At 61.3% G+C, this 22656-nt stretch carries 23 protein-coding genes; 9 read left to right on the top strand and 14 right to left on the bottom strand.

Annotation, left to right across the window (positions count from 1 at the left end; all coding sequences use genetic code 11):
- Positions 1–198: 198 nt before the first annotated feature.
- The 3 genes from HJB91_RS12565 to HJB91_RS12575 all read left to right on the top strand — a co-directional run bounded on the left by HJB91_RS12565 (position 199) and on the right by HJB91_RS12575 (position 3020).
- Positions 199–1809: a phosphoenolpyruvate carboxykinase gene (locus HJB91_RS12565; protein ID WP_210632822.1), complete on the top strand. Its 1611-nt coding sequence runs from the start codon at positions 199–201 to the stop codon at positions 1807–1809.
- Positions 1810–1969: 160 nt separating this feature from the next.
- Positions 1970–2407: an alternative ribosome rescue aminoacyl-tRNA hydrolase ArfB gene (gene arfB / locus HJB91_RS12570; protein ID WP_210632823.1), complete on the top strand. Its 438-nt coding sequence runs from the start codon at positions 1970–1972 to the stop codon at positions 2405–2407.
- A 1-nt stretch (position 2408) separates the two neighbouring features.
- Positions 2409–3020: an alpha-ketoglutarate-dependent dioxygenase AlkB gene (locus tag HJB91_RS12575; protein WP_210632824.1), complete on the top strand. Its 612-nt coding sequence runs from the start codon at positions 2409–2411 to the stop codon at positions 3018–3020.
- A 14-nt stretch (positions 3021–3034) separates the two neighbouring features.
- Here the strand turns inward: HJB91_RS12575 and coaA are convergent, their stop codons facing one another.
- Genes coaA through hisB form a run of 9 tightly spaced genes read right to left on the bottom strand, consistent with a single transcriptional unit; the run spans position 3035 to position 8466 of the window.
- On the bottom strand, positions 3035–4030 hold the full coding sequence (gene coaA, locus HJB91_RS12580; RefSeq protein ID WP_210632825.1) for a type I pantothenate kinase: 996 nt from the start codon (positions 4028–4030) through the stop codon (positions 3035–3037).
- Positions 4027–4350, bottom strand: coding sequence for a phosphoribosyl-ATP diphosphatase (locus tag HJB91_RS12585; RefSeq protein ID WP_085776452.1), 324 nt, complete (start codon positions 4348–4350; stop codon positions 4027–4029). The genes coaA and HJB91_RS12585 overlap by 4 nt, the downstream gene beginning before the upstream one ends.
- Before the next feature lie 16 nt (positions 4351–4366).
- Positions 4367–5155, bottom strand: a complete 789-nt coding sequence (gene hisF / locus HJB91_RS12590) for an imidazole glycerol phosphate synthase subunit HisF (protein WP_184454375.1) — start codon at positions 5153–5155, stop codon at positions 4367–4369.
- Positions 5156–5902 (bottom strand): 1-(5-phosphoribosyl)-5-[(5-phosphoribosylamino)methylideneamino]imidazole-4-carboxamide isomerase, encoded by a 747-nt coding sequence (gene hisA / locus HJB91_RS12595; protein ID WP_210632826.1) that lies wholly within the window; start codon positions 5900–5902, stop codon positions 5156–5158.
- Between the two features lie 6 nt (positions 5903–5908).
- Positions 5909–6466 carry a hypothetical protein gene (locus HJB91_RS12600; RefSeq protein ID WP_210632827.1) on the bottom strand — a complete coding sequence of 186 codons (558 nt, stop codon included), beginning with the start codon at positions 6464–6466 and terminating at the stop codon, positions 5909–5911.
- A complete protein-coding gene (locus HJB91_RS12605; protein ID WP_210632828.1) occupies positions 6463–6645 on the bottom strand; it encodes a hypothetical protein in 183 nt (60 codons plus the stop codon). The genes HJB91_RS12600 and HJB91_RS12605 overlap by 4 nt, the downstream gene beginning before the upstream one ends.
- Before the next feature lie 52 nt (positions 6646–6697).
- Positions 6698–7348: an imidazole glycerol phosphate synthase subunit HisH gene (gene hisH / locus HJB91_RS12610; RefSeq protein ID WP_210632829.1), complete on the bottom strand. Its 651-nt coding sequence runs from the start codon at positions 7346–7348 to the stop codon at positions 6698–6700.
- 2 nt (positions 7349–7350) lie between these two features.
- Complete coding sequence (locus HJB91_RS12615) at positions 7351–7836, bottom strand: DUF2628 domain-containing protein (protein WP_221122878.1); 486 nt, start codon at positions 7834–7836, stop codon at positions 7351–7353.
- A 21-nt stretch (positions 7837–7857) separates the two neighbouring features.
- Positions 7858–8466 (bottom strand): imidazoleglycerol-phosphate dehydratase HisB, encoded by a 609-nt coding sequence (hisB, locus tag HJB91_RS12620; RefSeq protein ID WP_210632831.1) that lies wholly within the window; start codon positions 8464–8466, stop codon positions 7858–7860.
- A 175-nt stretch (positions 8467–8641) separates the two neighbouring features.
- Between hisB and hslV the strand changes: the two genes are divergently transcribed.
- The 5 genes from hslV to HJB91_RS12645 all read left to right on the top strand — a co-directional run bounded on the left by hslV (position 8642) and on the right by HJB91_RS12645 (position 15431).
- Positions 8642–9169, top strand: coding sequence for an ATP-dependent protease subunit HslV (gene hslV / locus HJB91_RS12625; protein ID WP_210632832.1), 528 nt, complete (start codon positions 8642–8644; stop codon positions 9167–9169).
- 100 nt (positions 9170–9269) lie between these two features.
- The gene (gene hslU / locus HJB91_RS12630; protein WP_210632833.1) at positions 9270–10577 is read left to right on the top strand and encodes an ATP-dependent protease ATPase subunit HslU; all 1308 of its coding nucleotides are present in this window, start codon (positions 9270–9272) and stop codon (positions 10575–10577) included.
- A gap of 188 nt (positions 10578–10765) precedes the next feature.
- On the top strand, positions 10766–11713 hold the full coding sequence (locus tag HJB91_RS12635) for a DUF1402 family protein (protein ID WP_210632834.1): 948 nt from the start codon (positions 10766–10768) through the stop codon (positions 11711–11713).
- A gap of 48 nt (positions 11714–11761) precedes the next feature.
- Positions 11762–13174 carry a cytochrome P450 gene (locus HJB91_RS12640; protein WP_210632835.1) on the top strand — a complete coding sequence of 471 codons (1413 nt, stop codon included), beginning with the start codon at positions 11762–11764 and terminating at the stop codon, positions 13172–13174.
- 85 nt (positions 13175–13259) lie between these two features.
- Positions 13260–15431 carry a malate synthase G gene (locus tag HJB91_RS12645; protein WP_221154866.1) on the top strand — a complete coding sequence of 724 codons (2172 nt, stop codon included), beginning with the start codon at positions 13260–13262 and terminating at the stop codon, positions 15429–15431.
- 69 nt (positions 15432–15500) lie between these two features.
- Here HJB91_RS12645 and HJB91_RS12650 read toward each other — a convergent pair whose 3' ends face one another.
- Positions 15501–16184 (bottom strand): L,D-transpeptidase, encoded by a 684-nt coding sequence (locus HJB91_RS12650; RefSeq protein WP_221154867.1) that lies wholly within the window; start codon positions 16182–16184, stop codon positions 15501–15503.
- Positions 16185–16363: 179 nt separating this feature from the next.
- Here HJB91_RS12650 and HJB91_RS12655 point away from each other — a divergent pair, with 179 nt between their 5' ends.
- A complete protein-coding gene (locus HJB91_RS12655; protein WP_221154868.1) occupies positions 16364–16858 on the top strand; it encodes an MmcB family DNA repair protein in 495 nt (164 codons plus the stop codon).
- Positions 16859–16870: 12 nt separating this feature from the next.
- Here HJB91_RS12655 and HJB91_RS12660 read toward each other — a convergent pair whose 3' ends face one another.
- The 4 genes from HJB91_RS12660 to HJB91_RS12675 all read right to left on the bottom strand — a co-directional run bounded on the left by HJB91_RS12660 (position 16871) and on the right by HJB91_RS12675 (position 22276).
- A complete protein-coding gene (locus HJB91_RS12660; RefSeq protein WP_210632837.1) occupies positions 16871–17449 on the bottom strand; it encodes an ActR/PrrA/RegA family redox response regulator transcription factor in 579 nt (192 codons plus the stop codon).
- Positions 17450–17516: 67 nt separating this feature from the next.
- The gene (locus HJB91_RS12665) at positions 17517–18845 is read right to left on the bottom strand and encodes an ActS/PrrB/RegB family redox-sensitive histidine kinase (RefSeq protein ID WP_210632838.1); all 1329 of its coding nucleotides are present in this window, start codon (positions 18843–18845) and stop codon (positions 17517–17519) included.
- A gap of 21 nt (positions 18846–18866) precedes the next feature.
- A complete protein-coding gene (gene hrpB / locus HJB91_RS12670; RefSeq protein ID WP_221154873.1) occupies positions 18867–21332 on the bottom strand; it encodes an ATP-dependent helicase HrpB in 2466 nt (821 codons plus the stop codon).
- Entirely contained in the window at positions 21329–22276 is a 948-nt protein-coding gene (locus HJB91_RS12675) for an ornithine cyclodeaminase family protein (RefSeq protein ID WP_221154875.1), read from the bottom strand. The genes hrpB and HJB91_RS12675 overlap by 4 nt, the downstream gene beginning before the upstream one ends.
- Positions 22277–22656: the final 380 nt, after the last annotated feature.

Genomic DNA, 22656 nt, shown 5'->3' on the forward strand with positions numbered 1-22656 from the left:
CCGGCATCTCAAAGTTGTAGGTGGAAATGTTTCAACGCGGCTCTTCAAACGATTTAAAAAGAATGAAACAAATTTAAATCGATTAATTATTTGATATTACTATATTTTCTCAATTTTTGTCTCTTGTCTTTTAAAATTTCTCCCCGTATTTTCCCGCTTGGTTTTAACGGCAACGAGCCTGAGCAAAGGGAACTAGCCATGGAAAAGTTCGGAGTTCATAACCCGGCAACGGAGCTTGCAACGGTTGGATTGGGCGGCGCAGCCAGCGTCCGCTATAACTTTTCCGCCGCAGCGCTCTATGAAGAAGCGATCCGCCGGGGTGAAGCCGAACTGACTGCTCAGGGCGCGCTTCGGGCCCTCACCGGTCAGCATACGGGCCGTTCGCCGCGCGACAAATTCGTCGTTCGCGACACCAATACCGATGGTCAAATCTGGTGGGACAACAACAAGCCCCTCTCGCCGGAGCATTTTGCCCTGCTGCGCGACGATATGCTGGCGCATGCAGCGGGCAAGGATCTGTTCGCTCAGGATCTCGTCGGCGGCGCCGAGGAAGGCCACGCCCTGCCGACCCGCGTCATCACCGAATTCGCCTGGCATTCGCTGTTCATCCGCAATCTGCTGATCCGCCCCGAGGAGGCGGCGCTGCCGACCTTCGTGCCGAAGCTGACGATCATCGATCTGCCGAGCTTCAAGGCCGATCCGGCCCGCCACGGCTGCCGTTCGGAAACGGTGATCGCCTGCGATCTCACCAACGGTCTCGTTCTCATCGGCGGCACCTCCTATGCCGGCGAAATGAAGAAGTCGGTCTTCACCGTGCTCAACTACCTGCTGCCGGCCAAGGGTGCCATGCCGATGCACTGCTCGGCAAATGTCGGTCCGGACGGTGACGCGGCTGTCTTCTTCGGTCTTTCCGGCACCGGCAAGACGACGCTTTCGGCCGATCCGGCCCGCACGCTGATCGGTGACGACGAACACGGCTGGAGCGAAAACGGCATCTTCAACTTCGAAGGCGGCTGCTACGCCAAGACCATCCGCCTTTCGGCTGAGGCCGAACCGGAAATCTACGCAACGACGCAGCGCTTCGGCACCGTGCTCGAAAACGTTGTCCTCAACGAACGGCGTGAACCCGATTTCGATGACGGTTCGCTGACTGAAAATACCCGTTGCGCCTACCCGATGCATTTCATCCCGAATGCCTCGGAAACCGGCCGGGCCGGGCATCCGAAGACGATCATCATGCTGACGGCCGATGCCTTCGGCGTCATGCCGCCGATCGCGCGCCTGACGCCCGATCAGGCGATGTATCACTTCCTCTCCGGGTACACCGCCAAGGTGGCCGGCACCGAAAAGGGTGTCGTCGAGCCGGAAGCGACCTTCTCCACCTGCTTCGGCGCGCCCTTCATGCCGCGTCATCCGGCCGAATACGGCAACCTGCTCAAGGAGCTGATCAGCCGCCACGGCGTCGAGTGCTGGCTCGTCAACACCGGCTGGACCGGCGGCGCCTACGGCACCGGAAAGCGCATGCCGATCAAGGCGACGCGTGCCCTTCTCGCTGCCGCCCTCAGCGGCAAACTCGGCCAGCTCGAATTCCGCACAGACACGAACTTCGGCTTTGCCGTGCCGGTTTCCGTCGATGGCGTCGACGGTGGCATTCTCGATCCGCGCTCGACCTGGGCCGATAAGGCAGCCTACGACGCGCAGGCCGAAAAGCTGGTCTCGATGTTCATTGCCAACTTCGCCAAGTTCGAAGGTCACGTCGACGGCGGCGTTCGCGATGCGGCCCCGGGCGTAAAGGTGGCCGCCGAATAAGAAGCGCATGCAATTCCAGCAAAAGTGTGCAGCGGTTTTGCGCGCGGAATTGCGCTAGACAAAATCTCTGATTCACGTGAAACCCGGTATTGCAGGATTGCCGGGTTTTCTCGTTGAGGGCCAATTTTCAATTGGCGGCCGATATGAGATAGAACGCCGCATGGCCAGTGACGCGCTCTACATCGATGACAGGATCACCATCGCGGGATGGGAACTGACGGAACAATTCGTTCTGGCGGGCGGCCCCGGTGGGCAGAACGTCAACAAGGTTTCGACCGCGGTCCAGCTGTTCTTCAACATCGCCAATTCGCCTTCCCTCAATGATCGCGTCAAGGCCAACGCGATCAAGCTCTCCGGTCGGCGCATGTCGAAGGAGGGCGTGCTGATGATCGAGGCGAGCCGCTTTCGCAGCCAGGACCGCAACCGCGAGGATGCCCGCGAGCGGCTGAAGGAACTGATTCTGGAGGCAGCCAAGCCGCCGCCGCCGCCGCGCAAGAAGACCAAGCCGACCAAAGGTTCGGTCGAACGCCGCCTGAAGGAAAAATCCGGCCGCTCGGAAGTCAAAAAAATGCGCGGCCGGCCCGGCGGCGGTGAATGACATGCCCGAGCTCCTGAACGGCATCCGGTATCTGCCCGGCTATCTTGACCGGGCGCGCCAGGAGGAATTGGTCGAGGTGATCCGTGCCGTGGTCACCGAGGCGCCGCTCTATGTGCCCGTCATGCCCGGCACCGGCAAACCGATGTCGGTCAGGATGACCAATTGCGGGCCGCTCGGCTGGGTGACGGACAAGGAGCGGGGCTATCGTTATCAGCCGACGCATCCGGCAACCGGCGGGCCCTGGCCTTATATGCCGCAGCAATTGCTCGATATCTGGAATGACGTTTCGGGTTATGAGAAGCCGCCGGAGGCTTGCCTCGTCAATTTCTATTCCGACGACGCCCGCATGGGCCTGCATCAGGATAAGGACGAGAGGGATTTGCAGGCGCCGGTCGTCTCGATCTCGCTCGGCAACAGCTGCCTCTTCCGGGTCGGCGGCCTCAACCGCAATGATCGCACGCTGTCCTTCAAGCTTGCGAGCGGCGATCTGGTCGTGCTGGGCGGTGAGGGGAGGCTTTGTTATCATGGCGTCGACCGAATCTACCCCGCGACATCGACGCTGTTGAAGAACGGCGGCCGCATCAATCTGACGCTGCGCCGCGTTCGTTCGTGAAAATTGATCGCCTGCTATAGTTTTCTGAGTGCGACCTGTTCGATCAGATGATCCTTGCCCTTTTTCAGGATGAGATCGGCGCGCGGCCGCGTCGGCAGGATGTTCTGGCGCAGGTTCTTCAAGTTGATGTTCCTCCAGAGATCTTCGGCGATTTCAAGCGCTTCCGCATCGGTGATCGAGGCGTAGCGATGGAAATAGGAGTTGGGATCGCGGAAGGCGGTTTCACGCAGCCGCATGAAGCGCGTCACATACCAGTTGTGGATCTGGTCTTCCGCGGCATCGATGTAGATCGAGAAGTCGAAGAAGTCGGATACCATCGGCACGATCTTGCCGTCGGCCGGCAGGTCGCGCGATTGCAGCACGTTGATGCCTTCGAAGATCAGAATGTCGGGACGGTCGACGATCTTGTATTCGTCCGGCAGCACGTCATAGACGAGATGCGAATAACACGGCGCCTTCACATCGGGCCGCCCGGCCTTGATCGCCGAGAGGAAGCGCAGGATCGCGCCCGTATCATAGCTTTCCGGGAAACCCTTGCGCTGCATCAGCTTTTCCCGCTGCAGCACCGCGTTCGGGTGGAGGAAGCCGTCTGTCGTGATGAGATCGACCTTCGGGCTGGAAGGCCAGCGCCCCAGGAGCTCCTTCAGGATACGGGCTGTGGTCGATTTTCCCACAGCGACCGAGCCGGCGATGCCGATGACGAAAGGCGTTTTCGTGACATCCGACATGCTGAGGAAGCGGTTGCGCTGGTCGAACAGCATCTGCGAGGATTCGACATGCGACGAAAGCAGGCGCGACAGCGAGAGGTAGATGCGCCGGACCTCGTCGAGATCGATCGGGTCGCCCATTGAACGCAGCCGCTTGACCTCGTCGCCGGTCAGCGTCAGCGGCGTGTCGGCGCGGAATTTCGCCCATTGCCCGGAAGAGAAGAAATGGTAGGGCGAATAGGATTCAGACTGGAAGTGATCCAATATCTCCGGCACCCCGATAATCTCAGTCGCGATACTCATGAACTCTGCCGGCTGGCCTTTTCCTTGAGACCGGACTGCGCGGTTCTGCGCTCGAGTTCGGCCATGACATTCTCTAGCGGTATTTCAGCAATCTTCAATACGACCAATAGGTGATAGAGCAGGTCGGCCGCCTCATAGGTCAGATTGTCGCGATCGCCTGTCACCGCCGCCATCACCGCTTCGATGGCCTCCTCGCCGAGCTTCTTCGCCGCCTTCGGCTGGCCGGCGGCCACGAGTTTGGCTGTCCAGGACTGCTCCGGTGAGGCTTTCGATCGCTCTTCGACGATGCGTTCGAGGTCGGAAAGGGAAAATCCGCTCATTGTCTGCTCTCAGGGTTCAGTCGAGACGCATGTCGATGCCGCACTTCGACATATAGTGTTTTGCCTCGCCGACAGTATAGGTGCCGAAGTGGAAGATCGATGCGGCCAGCACGGCATTGGCATGGCCTTCCTTCACCCCGGCGACGAGATCGTCGAGGTCGCCGACACCGCCGGACGCAATGACCGGCACACGCACCGCATCGGCGATCGTCCGCGTCAGCTCCAGGTCGTAGCCGACCTTGGTGCCGTCGCGGTCCATGGAGGTGACCAGCAGTTCGCCGGCCCCGCGCGCCACCATCTTCTGCGCGAATTCGACGGCATCGATGCCGGTCGCGTTGCGGCCTCCATGCGTATAGATTTCCCAGGCGCTGAGATTGTCGCCGCCGACCGCTTGCGTGCGCCTGCGCTTGGCGTCGATCGAGACGACGATGCACTGGTCACCGAACTTGTCGGCCGCCTCGGCGACGAAATCAGGATTGCTGACAGCTGCCGAGTTGATCGACACCTTGTCGGCGCCGCACAGCAAGAGCTTGCGGATGTCGGCGATGGTTCTGACCCCGCCTCCGACCGTCAGCGGCATGAAACATTGATCGGCCGTGCGCGACACGACATCGAAAATCGTTTCGCGATTGTCCGAGGACGCGGTGATGTCGAGGAAACAGAGCTCGTCGGCGCCGGCCGCGTCATAGGCCTTCGCCGCTTCGACCGGATCGCCGGCATCAACGAGATTGAGAAAATTGACGCCCTTGACGACGCGGCCGTCCTTGACGTCGAGGCAGGGAATGACACGAGCCTTGAGGGTCATTTACGCAGTCTCCTTGGCCCTGTTGGCCTTGATCAGCGCCAGCGCTTCCTTGGGGTCGATGCGACCGTCGTAAAGCGCCCGGCCGGAAATCGCTCCTTCCAGCTTCTGCGCGTCGGGCTGCAGCATGCGCTTGATATCGTCCATGGAGGCCAGGCCGCCCGAAGCGATGACGGGAATGGAGACGGCATCGGCGAGTTCCAGCGTCGAGCTCCAGTTGATGCCGGTCAGGATGCCGTCGCGGTCGATATCAGTGTAGATGATCGCGGCAACGCCGGCGCCCTCGAATTTCCTGGCAAGCTCGATAATGCCGAGTTCGGAAGCTTCAGCCCAACCCTCGACCGCCACCTTGCCGCCCTTGGCATCGATGCCGACGGCGACGCGGTTGGGAAACTTCCGGCAGGCCTCGATGACCAGCTGAGGATTTCTGACGGCGACGGTGCCGAGGATGACCCGCCGCAACCCCCGCGACAGCCAGGCTTCGATGTGGTCGAGCGTGCGGATGCCGCCACCGAGCTGCACCGGATTTTTCGTCGCCTTCAGGATCGTCTCGACGGCGTCGCCATTGGCCGAATGCCCCGCGAAGGCGCCATCGAGATCGACCACATGCAACCATTCGAAGCCCTGGTCTTCGAAGGATTTCGCCTGGGCGGCCGGATCGGTGTTGTAAACCGTCGCCTGCTGCATGTCGCCGAGCTTCAGGCGAACGCATTGGCCGCCCTTCAGATCGATCGCGGGAAAAAGAATCATGTCGTCTTACGTCCGTAGAGTGATCGCCGCCATCAGCGCATTCCACGCATCTACGATATCCGAGCGGAAAAAGACAGCGGCAATGGCGGCCGCGCTCAAAAGCAGCAGAAGCAGCAGGATGACGATGAAGCCGGCACGCACCTGGCGCCAGAAACCGAGGCGCTTCTTCACCGATTTCTCGATCTCGCGCACCCGCCGCAGGGCGTCGCTGTTGACGGCGGCGAGCCGGATATCTGGCTCCATCGCCTCCACATAGGTCTCGGCATAGCTCGAAAGAATCTGCGAGGCGCGATCGCGCAGAGTGTTGCGCAGGTCGGTGGAGAGATAGTTGCTGGAAACTGCGGCAAGCTCGGCCTCATTGGGCGAACGACCGGCATTCCGCTTGCGATAGCTGACGACGAAATCGCGCTTCTGCCGCTCGTAAAGGGCGTAGGCAAGCAGGCCGATCAGATCGTCTTCGCCTTCGATATAGAATTCCAGCACGGCTTCGGTGATATCCCCGGCGTTGATCCCATTGGCGCGCAGCTGCGAATTCTCGTTGCCGGCAAGGAATTCGTGGATCATCGGTCCAGCCTTTCTTTCAATGCCTTGGCCGCGTTGGAAAGCGCTCTTTTATGGAGGGCTTCGTCGACACGACGAATGATCGTCCCGTCGGGAAGCCGGATGTCCGAGAAGGGAGGCAGACCCTCCCTGGAGGGCCGCAGCATATAGAACACCTTGCCTGATTTTTGCGAAGCCGGCATCGAGCGCACTCCTGTTCCTCCCTTTCCATAAAGAGGAAATAAGGCGCAGGTATTACGGATTCCAGCGCAGGAAATTGGCGATCAGGGCGAGGCCGAGCTTCTGGCTCTTTTCCGGGTGAAACTGGGCGCCCACCATGTTGTCGCGCCCGACGAGGGCGGTCATCGGCCCGCCGTAATCGACGGTCGCAATGACATCCTCGGGGTTTTTGGCGGCAAGATGGTAGGAATGCACGAAATAGGCGTGCAACCCCTGCGTCCCGGTGGGAATGCCGTCGAACAGCGGATGTTCGCGCTTCAGGTCGAGCGTGTTCCAGCCGATTTGCGGAATCTTCAACGAGGGATCGTCAGGCGTCATCTCGATGACGTCGCCTGGGATCCAGCCGAAGCCGTGTGTTACGGTTTTCTCGAGGCCACGCGACGACATGAGCTGCATGCCGACACAGATGCCGAGGAAAGGCCGCGCCTTATTCTCGACAGCCTCGATCAGCACCTCGCTCATTCCGGGCACGGCATCCAGGCCGCGCCGGCAATCGGCGTATGCGCCGACGCCCGGCAACACGATACGATCGGCCGCAGCAACGTCCTCCGCCTTATCGGTGAGATCGATATGGGCATCGATGCCCGCCTCGCGCGCGGCCCGCTCGAAAGCCTTGGTCGCCGAACGAAGGTTGCCGGAACCGTAGTCGATAATCGCGACGCGCATCGTCAGCGTCCTCCATCAAAACCAAAGAGACCAAGAGATGTCGCTTGGCCACGCAGCCTGTTTGCACCGGACTTGTTCTGCCAATCCGGTGCGACCGTATCGTCACTGCCCGCAGGCACCGTCTTGTCCGCAAAATAGACCTGCTCGGCAATATCGAGCTTATCGGCTGCAATGAGGGCGTCCTCGTTCCAGCCCTTGGCGGCAAGATTGCGGATGCGACAGTTCTGGCCTTCGAGAGCGACCAGTATATTCACGCCCAGCATGATCGCCGCACCCGCCGGCCCCAGACCGGGTTCGTCCATCAGTGCGCCGCCGATTCCCTGCAAGAGAAAAGCCGCAGCCGCATGCAGCCATAGCCGGTGCACCAGAAGCCAAGCCCATGGAAACAGGAGGCCGAGCCAGGTGAAACCGTCGCGAATCGTGCGCACCTCATCGGTCGCTACACTCGCCCCGCCTGGCGGTGTCAGGAAAATATAGCTGGAGGTCATTGTCGCCGCTCCCTGAGGGGCTCAGACGAGCGTGCCCTTCGTCGAGGGAACACGGCCCGCCTGTCTCGGATCGATCTCTGTCGCCGTGCGCAATGCGCGGGCGACCGCCTTGAAGCATGTCTCGGCAATATGGTGGTTGTTGGCGCCATAATGGTTGAGAATATGCAAGGTGATGCCGGCGTTCTGGGCGAGCGCCTGGAAGAATTCGCGCACGAGTTCCGTGTCGAAGGTGCCGATCTTCGGCGCGCTGAAGGCGACATTCCAGACGAGGAACGGGCGACCCGAAAGATCGACCGCCGCCTTGGTCATCGTCTCGTCCATGGCGAGATCGATCGAAGCATAGCGTGTGATGCCTCGCCGATCGCCGAGCGCTTTCGAGATCGCCTGGCCGATCGCAATGCCGGTATCTTCGACCGTATGATGATCGTCGATATGCAGGTCGCCCTTGGCTTCGATGTCCATGTCGATGAGCGAATGCCGCGAAAGTTGGTCGAGCATATGGTCGAAGAAGCCGACGCCGGTCGAAATCTTCGATTTGCCGGTGCCGTCCAGGTTGACGGAAACGGAAATCGACGTCTCGTTGGTCTTGCGGGCAACGCTGCCCGTTCGGCTTGCTTCGGTCTCGGCCATGTGGCCCTCCATCGGAATAAGGCCGTTCCTTATCAGGCGCATCGGCAAATATCCAGAAGCCGCGGAGGAGAAAAGCCCCCATTTGCAATCGGCTCAGGCCTGCTTACATAGGGTTCAACAAGGACCGGCATGCGGTCTCGCGTAAAGGCCCGCCTCATGGGCAGACAGGTGTTTTATGACAACAATCATTACAGTTCGAAAAGGCGGCAAGGTGGTGATGGCGGGCGATGGCCAGGTGAGCCTCGGCCAGACCGTCATGAAGGGCAATGCCCGCAAGGTGCGGCGCATCGGCAAGGGCGAAGTCATCGCCGGTTTCGCCGGCGCCACGGCTGACGCCTTCACCCTGCTCGAAAGGCTTGAAAAGAAGCTGGAACAATATCCCGGTCAGCTGATGCGCGCCGCCGTCGAACTCGCCAAGGACTGGCGTACCGACAAATACCTGCGTAATCTCGAAGCCATGATGCTCGTCGCCGACAAGTCGATCACGCTGGCAATCACCGGCAACGGCGATGTTCTGGAGCCCGAACACGGCACGACGGCGATCGGTTCTGGTGGCAATTTTGCCTTCGCCGCCGCCCGTGCACTGATGGATAGCGACAAGTCGGCCGAAGAGGTCGCCCGGCGCGCCCTCGAGATCGCCGCCGACATCTGCGTCTACACCAACCACAATATTGTGGTGGAATCGCTGGATGTCGAAGGCTGAATACCAGGCCTTTCGGCTGCCGCCGCGGCTGACCTGCCGCGGCGAAACAACGAATTGCGGCCGGGCCGATGGCTCCGGACCGCCAGGAGAATGATACGCAATGACGACCTTTTCCCCCCGCGAGATCGTTTCCGAGCTCGATCGCTACATTATCGGCCAGCATGATGCCAAACGCGCCGTCGCGATCGCGCTGCGCAACCGCTGGCGTCGCCAGCAGCTCGACCCGAGCCTGCGCGACGAGGTCATGCCGAAAAACATCCTGATGATCGGCCCAACCGGTGTCGGTAAGACGGAGATCTCCCGGCGTCTGGCAAAACTCGCCGGCGCCCCTTTCATCAAGGTCGAAGCCACCAAGTTCACCGAAGTCGGTTATGTCGGCCGTGATGTCGAGCAGATCATCCGCGATCTGGTCGAGGTCGGCATCGGCCTAGTGCGCGAGAAGAAGCGGGCCGAGGTGCAGGCCAAGGCCCATGTCAGCGCCGAGGAGCGTGTGCTCGATGCGCTGGTCGGCACCACCGCTTCGCCCGCCACCCGCGAAAGTTTCCGCAAGAAGCTCAGGGACGGCGAGCTCGATGACAAGGAAATCGATATCGAGGTGGCCGATGCCGGTTCTGGCATGGGCGGCTTCGAAATACCCGGCATGCCGGGCGGCAATATCGGCGTGCTCAACCTGTCGGAAATGTTCGGCAAGGCGATGGGCGGACGCACCAAGAAGGTGCGCACGACGGTCAAGGCCTCCTATACCGATCTGATCCGCGATGAATCCGACAAGCTGATCGACAACGAGGTGATCCAGCGCGAGGCCGTCCGTTCCACCGAGAACGACGGCATCGTCTTCCTTGACGAGATCGACAAGATCGCCGCCCGCGACGGCGGCATGGGCGCCGGCGTTTCACGCGAAGGTGTCCAGCGCGACCTGCTGCCGCTCGTCGAAGGCACGACGGTTTCGACCAAATACGGCCCTGTGAAGACGGACCATATCCTCTTCATCGCCTCCGGCGCCTTCCATGTCTCCAAACCCTCGGATCTTCTGCCGGAGCTGCAGGGCCGCCTGCCGATCCGCGTCGAGCTGCGTCCGCTGAACAAGGAAGACTTCCGCCGGATCCTGACGGAGACCGAAGCAAGCCTCATCCGCCAGTATCGAGCGCTGATGGAAACCGAAAATCTGAACCTCGATTTCACCGAGGACGCGATCGACGCGCTGGCCGATGTCGCCGTTCACTTGAACTCCTCGGTCGAGAATATCGGCGCACGCCGGTTGCAGACGGTGATGGAGCGGGTGTTGGACGATATTTCCTACAATGCGCCCGATCGGGCCGGGGCAGCCATCACGATCGATGCAGCCTATGTGCGAGAACATGTCGGCGATCTCGCGCAGAATACCGATCTGTCCCGCTTCATTCTGTGATATCGCCGCACCGGTGCATGGCTTTACCGATGTGAATGCCGCATTCTGTTGACCTCGACTATCGACAGCGGGCCTTTTCCTTTTTAGTGAAGGCCCGTTTTGTTTTCCGCTACGGCATTATTCGGCCAAGATTCTGGTCCAGTCAGCCGCATCGCGAACAGGACGATGAACGGACGGGATAGCGGATCGTGCGACGCCTTTTGACAAGCCTTTTGATTGCCGTTGCCCTGGTGAATTCGAAGCCGGCTTTCGCCATGCAGACGGTGCCGGCGGGCAATCGCCATGCCGAGCAGCCCGATATTCCCGGAGCGTCCGTCCGCCGCACCAAGGGCACCAAGAGCAGCTTCGATCTGAAATATGAGAAGGTCCATGAGCTTCTCGCGACCGATCACGAACTGATGGCAAAGATCCGCAAGGTCTCCAGCGCTTATGGCATCAATCCCATCCATGTCATCGGCGCGATCGTCGGTGAACATACCTATAATGTCGACGCCTATGACCGGCTGCAGGCCTATTACGTCAAGGCCGCCTCCTACGCCGGTGAAAGTTTCCGTTTCGCCTATGACGGCGAGAGCGTCGACGATTTCGTCGCTCGGCCCCAATTTGCCGGGTGCAAGGGCAAGAGTGATTCCTACACGCTCTGGTCCTGCCGGGAAGATGTCTGGGAAAGCGATTTCCGCGGCAAGACCGTCGGCGGCGAGAGCTTCCCCAACAATCGCTTCAGTGCGGTCTTCTTTCAGCCCTTTTACGCCGGCCAGACCTTCGGCCTTGGCCAGGTCAATCCCCTGACGGCGCTGATGCTTTCCGATCTCGTCAGCCGCGTCTCCGGCTATCCGAAGCTGAACGAGAAGAATGCCGGCGCCGTCTACAGGGCAATCATGGATCCCGACATCTCGCTCGCTTTCGTCGCCGCCTCGATCCGCAGATCGATCGACGATTACAAAGAGATTGCCGGCATGGACATCTCCGGCAATCCCGGCCTGACGGCGACGCTTTACAATGTCGGCAATTCCCGTCAGCGTGCCGCGGCGCTGGCCGCGAAAAACCGCTCTTCCGGCGCGACCGTTTGGCCCGAAGAGAATTATTACGGCTGGCTGATCAACGACAAGCTGGACGAACTCAAGGGCCTGCTCTAGCTTCAAGCTTGCCGGGAAGGCGTCGCTCTTCCCCGAAAGGCTTTGACGATGGACATGCGTCCGGATCCCTTCGTTCCGCCGGCACCGCTGCCGCGCACCGTGCCGCCGAGCCGGCTTGATATCATCCGCATCATTCTGCGCAACCCGCTCGAACTCTGGGGCGAGCCCTCCTACACGCTGCCCTGGATCAAGACGAGCTTCTTCGGGCAACACACCCTGATCGTCAACGATCCCGGCTTGATCAAGCACATACTGGTCGACAATGCCGCCAATTACCGCATGTCCGACATTCGCCAGCTGGTGCTGCGGCCAATCCTGCGTGACGGGTTGTTGACGGCGGAAGGCCAGGTCTGGAAGCGATCGAGAAAGGCGGTCGCGCCGGTCTTCACGCCGCGCCACGCCAAAGGTTTTGCCGGCCAGATGCTGCGGCAATCGGAAGATTTTGTCCGCAAATACGCGAACGTCGATGCGGATGGCCAGGACTTCGACATTGCCACCGATATGACTGATCTGACCTTTGCGATTCTTGCCGAGACGCTCTTTTCCGGCGAAATCATTTCGTCGAGCGGCCATTTCGCCGACGACGTCAACCAGCTTCTCCACCGCATGGGCCGCGTCGACCCGATGGACCTGCTGCGCGCGCCCTCCTGGGTGCCGCGTCTCACCCGCATTGGCGGCCAGAAGGTGCTCGAGAAATTCAGGGCGATCGTTCGCGACACCATGGATATGCGTCTGGCGAAGATGAAGGCCGATCGCGCCGCCGCACCGGAAGATTTTCTGACGCTGCTCCTGGAACAGGCCGGTCCGGATGGCCTCACCAAGGAGGAGATCGAGGACAATATCCTGACTTTCATCGGAGCCGGTCACGAGACGACCGCGCGTGCGCTTGCCTGGACGCTCTATTGTGTCGCCAACAGCCCGCATATTCGCGAGGCGATGGAGACGGAGATCGATGCCGTCCTAGCGACTGGAGCCGAACCTGTGGAATGGCTGGATCTGATGCCAGTGACACGGGCGGCCTTCGAAGAGGCTCTCAGGCTCTATCCGCCCGCACCTTCCATCAACCGCGCCGCGATCGCTGATGATCTCTGGATAAACGCCAAGGGCGAAAGGATCGAAATACCGGCCGACATCACCGTGCTCATCATGCCCTGGACGCTGCATCGCCACGAACTTTATTGGGAAAAGCCGCGCGCCTATATGCCGGAGCGCTTCCTGCCGGAAAACCGCGGCAGCATCGGCCGGTTCCAGTTTCTGCCGTTCGGCGCCGGCCCGCGCGTCTGCATCGGCGCGACCTTCGCGCTGCAGGAGGCGGTGATCGCACTGGCGGTCATGATGCACCGTTTCCGTTTCGATCAGACGGCAGCCACCAATCCCTGGCCGGTGCAGAAGCTGACGACTCAGCCGCAGAACGGGCTTCCCATGCGCGTGACGTCGCGCATAATTTCCCGAACGGCATAAATCTTTCGAACCATTGCAGAATTGACTGTGAATGAAAGGCGGGCAAAGTGGCAGCATTCACAGGCGTTGCCAAGGAGAATATCGCATGAGCCGCATTGATAAGAACGGTCTTGCCATCGAAACCGTCCTTCACGATTTCCTGATGCAGGAGGTTCTGCCGGGTCTGGCGATCGATGTGGACAGATTCTTTGCCGATTTTTCGGCAATCGTCCACGATCTCGCCGCACGCAATCGCGCACTGCTGGCCAAACGCGACGAGCTGCAGACGAAGATTGATGACTGGTATCGCCAGCATGGCGCCCCGTCGGATATGGACGAATATCAGTCCTTTCTCCGCAGCATCGGCTACCTCCTGCCGGAAGGGTCAGACTTCCAGGTCTCAACCGGAAACGTCGATCCCGAGATCGCCTCCATCGCCGGTCCGCAGCTCGTCGTTCCCGTGATGAATGCCCGCTACGCCCTGAACGCCGCAAACGCTCGCTGGGGCTCGCTCTATGATGCGCTCTATGGCACCGACGCCATTCCCGAGAGCGACGGCGCCGAGAAGGGCAAGGGCTATAATCCGAAGCGCGGCGAAAAGGTCATCGCCTGGGTGCGAGATTTCCTCGATACGGCGGCGCCGCTACAGGACAGCAGCTGGAAGGATGTCGGCAGCTTCGCCGTTAAGGACGGAGCGCTCGTTATCAGATCGGTCGACGGCGAGCAGACAATGCTCGGAGACGGCGGGCATTTTGCCGGCTATCGCGGCGATGCCGCGGCGCCGAGCCATGTTCTCCTGAAGAACAACGGCATTCATATCGATATCGTCATCGATCCGACAACGGCGATCGGTAAGGCCGATCCGGCCCATATTTCCGATGTCTGGCTGGAATCGGCGATCACCACGATCATGGACTGCGAGGATTCGATTGCCGCCGTCGACGCCGAGGATAAGGTCATCGTCTATCGCAACTGGCTCGGCCTGATGAAGGGCGATCTGCAGGAAGAGGTGGCAAAGGGCGGAACGACCTTCGTTCGCAAGCTCAACCCGGATCTGGACTATACCGGCCCGGATGGCACTTCGTTCGAAGTACATCGCCGTTCGTTGATGCTGGTGCGCAATGTCGGCCACCTCATGACCAATCCCGCGATCCTCGACAAGGACGGCAACGAAGTGCCTGAGGGCATCATGGATGCCGTCATCACTGCTCTGATCGCGCTTTACGATATCGGTCCCGCCGGCCGGAAGAAGAATTCCCGCACCGGCTCCATATATGTGGTGAAGCCGAAGATGCATGGGCCAGAAGAGGTCGCCTTCGCCGTCGAGATTTTCTCTCGGGTTGAAGACGCGCTCGGCATGGCGCGCAACACCATCAAGATGGGCATCATGGACGAGGAGCGGCGCACGACGGTCAACCTCAAGGAGTGCATTCGTGCCGCCCGCGAGCGCGTCGTCTTCATCAATACCGGTTTCCTCGACCGCACCGGCGATGAGATCCACACCTCGATGGAAGCCGGTCCGATGATTCGCAAGGGCGATATGCGCCAGGCAGCGTGGATATCGGCCTATGAGAACTGGAACGTTGATATCGGCCTGGAATGCGGCCTTTCCGGCCATGCGCAGATCGGCAAGGGCATGTGGGCGATGCCGGACCTGATGGCGGCGATGCTGGAACAGAAGATCGCCCATCCCAAGGCCGGCGCCAATACCGCCTGGGTGCCTTCGCCGACGGCTGCAACCCTGCATGCCACCCACTATCACCGCGTCAACGTCGCCAAGGTCCAGCAGGGGCTGAAGGACCGTGCTCGCGCCAGACTTTCCGACATTCTCTCCGTGCCGGTTGCGGTGCGGCCGAACTGGACGCCGGAGGAAATCCAGCGAGAGCTCGACAACAATGCTCAGGGTATCCTCGGCTATGTCGTGCGCTGGATCGATCAGGGCGTCGGCTGCTCGAAAGTGCCCGACATCAACAATATCGGCCTGATGGAGGATCGCGCGACCTTGCGCATTTCGGCCCAGCACATGGCAAATTGGCTGCATCACCAAGTCGTCACCGAAGCTCAAATCGTCGAAACGATGAAACGCATGGCTGCCATCGTCGACCGACAGAACGAATCCGATCCGGCCTACCGCCCAATGGCCGGCAATTTCGATGATTCGATTGCCTTCCAGGCCGCCCTCGATCTCGTCCTGAAGGGCAGGGAGCAACCGAACGGCTATACGGAACCGGTGCTTCACCGCCGCCGTCTCGAGCTCAAGGCGAAGCAATCGGCGTGACCGAGAATACGAAAAGGCCGCCGGGACGACAGTCCGGCGGCCTTTTTTACACCGAATTCGGTATCTACCTTACTGGATGACGATGACCTTGGAGGTCCCCTTGCCGGGGCGGACGCGGCTGTAGAGGTCGATGACGTCCTGGTTCATCAGGCGAATGCAGCCCGAGGAAGCGGCGGTGCCGATCGAAGCCCATTCCGGCGTGCCGTGCAGGCGGAACAGGGTGTCCTTGCCGTCGTCGTTGAAGAGATACATGGCGCGCGCGCCGAGAGGATTGCTGAGACCGGGGCCCATGCCCTCCTCGACGTATTTGGCGACGTCGGGGCGGCGTTCAGCCATTTCCTTCGGCGGGTGCCAGGTCGGCCATTCCTGCTTCCAGGCGACATAGGCGGTGCCGGCCCATGCGAAGCCCTGCTTGCCGACGCCGATGCCGTAGCGCATCGCCTTGCCGTTCGGCAGGATGTAATAGAGGAAACGCTCGCGCGTGTTGACGATGATGGTGCCGGGACGCTCCGTGGTCTGGTAGCTGACGACCTGGCGGCGGAACTGCGGCTTGACCCTGTCGATCGGGATCGCCGGCAGAGAGTATCCGGCATCCTTCGTCACGCCATAGGCGTCGTTGAAGATTTGAGCTGTCTGTACCGTCGGGCCTGTGCCCTTGTCGTCGACGGATGCGCTTTCGGAATTAGTGGAGCAGCCGGCCAGTGCGAGCGTCGTCAGCAGGCCAAATACAGGGAATGCATTGCGGATGCGCATAGATAACTCTTGAAGTTTTTGGGCGAGGAGAACAGTCTTTCGACCATCGCTGATTATGGTTTATTTTCGATTAACTTGCGCTTTGCAAGGCTACTGTGGCGCGACGAATTCGTCTGCTGCGCAAATTAAAAGCGCATGGTTTTTTTGCAACAACACACACGGCTCTGCGACGGTTATCCATGACGATTTTGAGCGTTTACAATAACAATCCGTTAATCGATGGCCGGCAATCGGACAGGGCCATGATGGTGCGGCGCGGGACGCAGATATTGCTGCATGAAATGCGCCATGCCGTGCTACCCGAACTGCCGCTCGCCAGCGGCCGCCGCGCCGATCTGATCACGCTTTCGGAAAAGGGCGAAGTCTGGATTATCGAAATCAAGACATCGATCGAGGATTTCCGGGTGGATCGCAAATGGCCGGAATACAGACTGCATTGCGACCGCCTGTTCTTTGCGACACATGAAGGTGTGCCGCTCGACATCTTTCCGGAGGAATGCGGGCTCTTCCTCTCGGATGGCTATGGCGCCCACATGATTCGCGAGGCGCCGGAACACCGCATGGCACCAGCCACGCGCAAGTCCGTCACGCTCAGTTTCTCGCGCGCCGCCGCGCAAAGGCTGATGATGGCCGAATGGGCGAACGGAAAACCGTTCACCGTGGATGATGCCTGACGAAGGTTTCGTCTATTTCGGCGCGCGTTTGGCAAGGATGCGCTGCAGCGTTCGCCGATGCATGTTGAGCCGGCGTGCCGTTTCCGAGACATTGCGCTCGCACATTTCATAGACCCGCTGGATGTGTTCCCAGCGCACCCGATCGGCCGACATCGGATTCTCGGGAAGTTCCGCTTTTTCACCCGGCCGTTGCGTCAGCGCCGAAAAGACATCGTCGGCATCCGCGGGCTTGGCCAGATAATCGACGGCTCCAAGTTTTACGGCCGTCACCGCTGTTGCGATATTGCCGTAGCCGGTCAGCACGATGATCCGGGTATCGTCGCGCCGCTGGCGGATCGCTTCGATGACGTCAAGCCCGTTGCCGTCGCCGAGGCGAAGGTCGACCACCGCATATTTCGGCGGCCTGCTTTTCGATTTCGCAACACCTTCCGCCACTGAGTCGGCCGTCTCCACCTCGAAGCCGCGCGTCTCCATCGCCCGTGCAAGACGGCGCAGGAACGGCCCGTCATCGTCGACGATCAGCAAGCTGGCGTCAGGCCCGATATGGTTTTCGTCCGATGCGGCGAAATTTCCGTGAGTCTGTTCTGTCATCGTCTCGGGTCCCGGCGGTTGCGCCTGATCCTGGTCAACCGTTCTCATTCTACTTATGCCCACAAACTCATTTTGTCGAATTTGCGTCGATCAGCATTCGCGGCCATTCGATGCGGATGCGCGCGCCGGCTCTTTCCGGCTCGCGGTTCTCGAAAACCAGCGATGCGCCCGAGCGCTCCAGCAGCGTCTTGGCGATGAAAAGTCCGAGCCCGAGGCCGCCGGCCGTATCTTCCTTCTGCCGCCTGGTCACATAGGGCTCGCCGATTCGCGTTAGGATGTCAGGCGAATAACCATTGCCGTCGTCCTCGATGACGATCAGCACTTTGTCGTGATCGTGTTCGACGGTGATGGTCACCTTCTCCCTGGCATAATCGACGGCATTTTCGATGAGGTTTCCGAGCCCGTACATGATGCCGGCATTGCGGTCGGTGACCGGCTCGTTCTTGCGCGGGCTTTTTTCGATGAGCTCGAGCGTGATGCCGAATTCCCGGTGCGGCGCGACGACCTCTTCGATCATCGAGGAAAGCGGTAGCCGGCGCATATGCGCCTCGCCTTCGGAGGAGAGCGTCGTCAGCCGCCGCAGAATATCACGGCAGCGTTCGCTCTGGCTCCGCAGCAGCATGACATCCTCGCGGAAGCGATCATCGTCCTTGAGCTCGCGTTCCATTTCCTTGGCGACGACGCTGATCGTGGCAAGCGGCGTGCCGAGTTCATGAGCGGCGGCCGCAGCCAGGCCGTCAAGCTGCGAAAGATGCTTTTCCCGCTGCAGCACCAGTTCAGTCGCGGCCAGCGCATCGGCAAGCTGGCTTGCTTCCATCGAGACGCGATAGGCATAGAAGGCGGCAAAGGCCATCGTCGAGGCGATCGAGCACCAGACGCCGAACTGCATGACGTTATGGACATTGATCTCGACCCCGTCGAACCAGGGCAGCGGGAAAGGCGAAAAGGCAAGCACGGTAATGCAGGCCATCGCAAAGCCGATCAGCGCCGTGCTGTAGCGGATCGGCTGTGAGGCAAAGGAGATGATAACAGGCACGCAGACGAGTGCGGCGAAGGGATTGGCGAGGCCCCCGGTGATGAAGAGCAGCGCGCAGAGCTGCAGGAGGTCGAAGCCGAGCAGCGCGAAGGCGGCGGGCGGCTCCAGCCGGTGCGTCGGCGGATAGCGGATCGTCAGGTAGAAATTCACCCAGGCAAGCGCAGCGATCAGCGAAGAGCTGGCGATCAGCGGCAAGGGAAATTTCAGCCAGAAGGCGACGATGAACACTGTCAGCGCCTGGCCGCCGACCGCAAGCCAGCGCAGCCGCACCAGCGTCTGCAGCCGCAGCCTGCGGCTGCTGTGCCGGTCTTCCAGCGTATGGCTTTGCGTCTTGTCGATCACGCCGGGCTTGTCGATCATGCCGGGGCTCCTTGATGGCTCTCATGTACCACGTGGTTTTGCCCGTGTCGTCGGCAACGCCTCTTCAGGCCGCTCCGGCCAGGGATGGCGGGGATAGCGCCCGCGCATCTCTGCGCGTACGTCCTTCCACGAGCCCGCCCAGAAGCCGGGCAGGTCGCGCGTCGTCTGGATCGGCCGGTGCGCCGGCGACGTCAGCTCCAGGAGCAGCGGCAGGCGGCCTCCGGCGACCGCTGGATGTTGTTTGAGCCCGAACAACTCCTGCACCCGGATCGTCAAGACCGGCTCCTCACCCTCATATTGGATAGGATGTCTTTGACCGGTCGGCGCCTCGAAATGCGTCGGCGCAAGCCGGCTAAGATCGCGCTGCAGCTCGTGCGGCACCAGCGACATCAGCCCGTTCGAAAGCCCTGCCGCAGAAATCTCGGAGAGGCTTCGGGCGTCTTCCTGGAAGGGAGCAAACCATTCCTCCAGCCGGGAAAGCAGAGCATCGTCGCTGACATCGGGCCAGGGATCACCGATCGTCCGATAAAGGAAACCGATCCGTTCGCGAAGCTGCAGGGCTTCCTTCGAGAAGGCGAGCTGATCGAGCCCCAGTTCGCGCACGCCCTCCATCAGCGCCTGAGTGACGGCGGCCCCGGAGGGACGCGGCAACGGCGTCTCTTCGAAGACGATCGAGCCGAGCCGGGTTGCCCGCCGCGCTCGCACCTGCCGGCTTTGGCGGTCGAAGAATGTCTGGTCATCGGTTCTGATCTCGCCAGGCAGTTCGGCCTCGATATCCGCACGCGTCACTTCGGCCGCCGCCAGAATCCGCCCCTGTGCCGCACGCCCGGTGAGATCGGCGATGACGAGCATCTGGCTGCCGGCGAGCCTCTCGGTTTCCGGCAGTTCCGCTCCCCGCCCGTTCGCCATGACGAATCGCCCGCGCCCGCCGCGCTGAAGCGCGATCCGATCCGGGAAAGCATGCAGCAGCAGCTGACCCGCCAATACAGGTGCGGCCGTGGTGACGGTATCGAGGCCCGCGGCCAGCCGCCCCGCCAGCCGCCGTGAGGCGTCGGCTCTTTCGCCGCGCTCGGCCTTGAAGCGCCGCAGCCGGTCCTCAATGTCGACGCTCGGTCCGCCAAGCCCCTGTTCGGTCAGGAGCAGGGCAATCATCGCCGCCTCCCGGGCATGGCCCGACTCGCCTGATGAAACGACCATGGCGGCAAGCCGCGGCGGCAGAGCGAGATTGCGCATCATCTTGCCGCGGACGGTCAACGCGCCATCCTTGTCGAGCGCTCCCAACTGGCCGAGCAGCGCCCGTGCCTCCTTAAGCGTCGTTTCCGGCGGCTGATCGACGAAGGCAAGAGATGCCGGATCCTGGACGCCCCAATGGGCGAGATCGAGCACCAGGCCGGCGAGATCGCTGGAGAGGATCTGCGGCGGCGTGAAAGCCGGCAGTGCCGCCGTCTGCCCCTGGTGCCAAAGCCGAATGGCGATGCCAGGCTCCGTTCGTCCCGCGCGGCCGGCCCGCTGATCGGCGGAGGCCCGCGACACCCGCACCGTCTCGAGCCGTGTAATCCCGGTCGAGGCTTCGAAGACCGGCAGACGCTGCAATCCGCTGTCGATCACGATTCGGACGCCGTCGATGGTGATCGAGGTTTCGGCGATCGAGGTGGCGAGGACGATCTTACGCGTCCCCTTCGGCGCTGGCCGGATCGCTGCATCCTGCTCCTTCTGACTGAGATTGCCATAGAGAGGCGCAATCAAGGTTTCAGGGCCGAATCGCCCCTGCAGGCGCTCCACGGTGCGCGTGATTTCCGCCTGGCCGGGCAGGAAGGCGAGGATAGAGCCGTCCTCGTCGGCATGTGCCTCGATAATCGCCCGCGTGACGGCATCCTCGATGCGCTCGCCGCCAGGCCGGTCTTGATAGCGGATATCGATCGGAAAGCTGCGCCCCAGGCTCTCGATGACAGGCGGATGATCGAGCAAGGCGGCCACACGCTCCACGTCGAGCGTCGCCGACATCACCAGGATGCGCAGATCCTCGCGGAGCGCTGATTGCACGTCGAGCGCCAGCGCCAGCCCGAAATCGGCATCGAGCGACCGCTCATGGAATTCGTCGAAAAGCACGGTCGAGACGCTGGTCAGTTCTGGATCGTCGAGGATCATTCGGGCGAAAACCCCTTCGGTCACCACCTCGACCCGGGTCGCCGCCGATATCCTGCTGTCGAGGCGCATGCGGTAGCCGATCGTCTCGCCCACCTGCTCGCCGATGAGTGACGCCATCCGGCTTGCTGCGGCTCGCGCCGCCAGCCGCCGCGGTTCGAGCAGGATGATCTTGCCGTCGCCGCGCCAGGCCTGATCGAGCAGGTAGAGCGGCACCAGCGTCGTCTTGCCGGCGCCTGGCGGAGCGGAAAGAACGGCGCGTCTCTGCTCGGTCAGCGCCGCCGCGACGGCGGGCAGGACATGCGAAACCGGAAGCTCCGGCAATGATGCACTGATCGTCACTTGCGGCCCGCCACCGTCTGATAGGCAAGGATGGCGCCGGCGAGATCCTCGAGTGCTGCGCCGACCGACTTGAACAGCGTGATTTCCTCGTCATGGCTCCGCCCTCCATGGGCGCCGCTCACGAGTTCCGCAAGCTCCGATTGGATGTCGTTCATGTCCAACAGGCCGCTTTTCATCGGCTGAACGATGTCGCCGGCCTCGCTGGTGGCGCCCGCGCGGGTATCGACATGGACCGAAGCGCGGCGAATGGCTTCGTCGTCACTTTCGCGCATGCTTGGTTTGAACGCGCCGACGAGGTCGAGATGTGCGCCGGGCTTCAACCATTCCCCCGATATGAGCGGTGCGCTGGAAAGCGTGGCGCAGGAAATGATGTCGGCGGTCCGCGCCGCCGCTTCCCTATCGGCCACCGCCTCGGCATCGAGGCCCAGCGCCCGCGCTTCCGCCGCGATCTTCTCCGCCGCTTGCGCGTTGCGTCCCCAGATCCTGTATCTCTGGATGGGCCGCGTCACGCCGTGGGCGAGCATCAGGTTGAGCGACAGCCGCCCGGTTCCGCAGACGAGCATTTCCTCCGCATTCGTGCGGGCGAGATAACGGGCGGCGAGCGCCGATGCCGCCGCTGTCCGCCGCGCCGTCAGTTCGGCGCCGTCGATCACGGCCAGCATCTCGCCGGTTGCGCCCGAGGAAAGAAGATAGGTTCCTGAGATTGCCGGCAGGCTTCGCCGCGCATTGCCGGGAAAGACCGAAACCACCTTCACCCCGGCATAACGACCGGGAACCCAGGCCGGCATCAGAAGCAGCGTTGCACTCTCTTCCCCGGGCACGTCCATCTCGTGGTGATGACGCACCGGCATCACGCATTCGCTCGCAAACATGGCGGCGATCGCTTCGATCAGCTCACGCCAAGGCAGGGCTGCGCGCGTCTGTTCTTCGTTGAGGACAAGCATTTTTCACTCCGGCGGATCGTTTTCTCCCCGGCAAACTAGCGATTGCCGTGCGTGGGAGGCAAGCGCCCTGGAATTTCATCTGGCGGCTTCCCATATAAGTCATGGCTTCGCCGTCGAAGCGATTTATCGAGGTTCGGCGAAAACGAATCCCAGAACTGCCAGATCCGGCAGTAAATTTGCGCGATTTCGAACGGCAAGCCAAAAACCTTTTACGAATCAGCCTGTTACAAAAATGTCAAAAAACTTTTGGAATGGCAGTTGACTTAGAAAAGGGGAAGGTTCTATAAGCCCACTCACTGAACGAGGGCGGCGGCGCTGCTGGCGACGAAGTCTTTCGTTCTAAAGAAACTCAAGCGGATTGGCGATTGCTGGTTTGTGTT

It is taken from the genome of Rhizobium sp. NLR10b (assembly GCF_019685435.1).
Taxonomy (GTDB): Bacteria; Pseudomonadota; Alphaproteobacteria; order Rhizobiales; family Rhizobiaceae; genus Rhizobium.

Bases quoted from the DNA above. Each gene is read 5' to 3' on its own strand.
- HJB91_RS12565 (WP_210632822.1), top strand. From the start codon at position 199: ATGGAAAAGTTCGGAGTTCATAACCCGGCAACGGAGCTTGCAACGGTT.
- arfB (WP_210632823.1), top strand. From the start codon at position 1,970: ATGGCCAGTGACGCGCTCTACATCGATGACAGGATCACCATCGCGGGA.
- HJB91_RS12575 (WP_210632824.1), top strand. From the start codon at position 2,409: ATGCCCGAGCTCCTGAACGGCATCCGGTATCTGCCCGGCTATCTTGAC.
- coaA (WP_210632825.1), bottom strand. From the start codon at position 4,030: ATGAGTATCGCGACTGAGATTATCGGGGTGCCGGAGATATTGGATCAC.
- HJB91_RS12585 (WP_085776452.1), bottom strand. From the start codon at position 4,350: ATGAGCGGATTTTCCCTTTCCGACCTCGAACGCATCGTCGAAGAGCGA.
- hisF (WP_184454375.1), bottom strand. From the start codon at position 5,155: ATGACCCTCAAGGCTCGTGTCATTCCCTGCCTCGACGTCAAGGACGGC.
- hisA (WP_210632826.1), bottom strand. From the start codon at position 5,902: ATGATTCTTTTTCCCGCGATCGATCTGAAGGGCGGCCAATGCGTTCGC.
- HJB91_RS12600 (WP_210632827.1), bottom strand. From the start codon at position 6,466: ATGATCCACGAATTCCTTGCCGGCAACGAGAATTCGCAGCTGCGCGCC.
- HJB91_RS12605 (WP_210632828.1), bottom strand. From the start codon at position 6,645: ATGCCGGCTTCGCAAAAATCAGGCAAGGTGTTCTATATGCTGCGGCCC.
- hisH (WP_210632829.1), bottom strand. From the start codon at position 7,348: ATGCGCGTCGCGATTATCGACTACGGTTCCGGCAACCTTCGTTCGGCG.
- HJB91_RS12615 (WP_221122878.1), bottom strand. From the start codon at position 7,836: ATGACCTCCAGCTATATTTTCCTGACACCGCCAGGCGGGGCGAGTGTA.
- hisB (WP_210632831.1), bottom strand. From the start codon at position 8,466: ATGGCCGAGACCGAAGCAAGCCGAACGGGCAGCGTTGCCCGCAAGACC.
- hslV (WP_210632832.1), top strand. From the start codon at position 8,642: ATGACAACAATCATTACAGTTCGAAAAGGCGGCAAGGTGGTGATGGCG.
- hslU (WP_210632833.1), top strand. From the start codon at position 9,270: ATGACGACCTTTTCCCCCCGCGAGATCGTTTCCGAGCTCGATCGCTAC.
- HJB91_RS12640 (WP_210632835.1), top strand. From the start codon at position 11,762: ATGGACATGCGTCCGGATCCCTTCGTTCCGCCGGCACCGCTGCCGCGC.
- HJB91_RS12645 (WP_221154866.1), top strand. From the start codon at position 13,260: ATGAGCCGCATTGATAAGAACGGTCTTGCCATCGAAACCGTCCTTCAC.
- HJB91_RS12650 (WP_221154867.1), bottom strand. From the start codon at position 16,184: ATGCGCATCCGCAATGCATTCCCTGTATTTGGCCTGCTGACGACGCTC.
- HJB91_RS12655 (WP_221154868.1), top strand. From the start codon at position 16,364: ATGACGATTTTGAGCGTTTACAATAACAATCCGTTAATCGATGGCCGG.
- HJB91_RS12660 (WP_210632837.1), bottom strand. From the start codon at position 17,449: ATGACAGAACAGACTCACGGAAATTTCGCCGCATCGGACGAAAACCAT.
- HJB91_RS12665 (WP_210632838.1), bottom strand. From the start codon at position 18,845: ATGATCGACAAGCCCGGCGTGATCGACAAGACGCAAAGCCATACGCTG.
- HJB91_RS12675 (WP_221154875.1), bottom strand. From the start codon at position 22,276: ATGCTTGTCCTCAACGAAGAACAGACGCGCGCAGCCCTGCCTTGGCGT.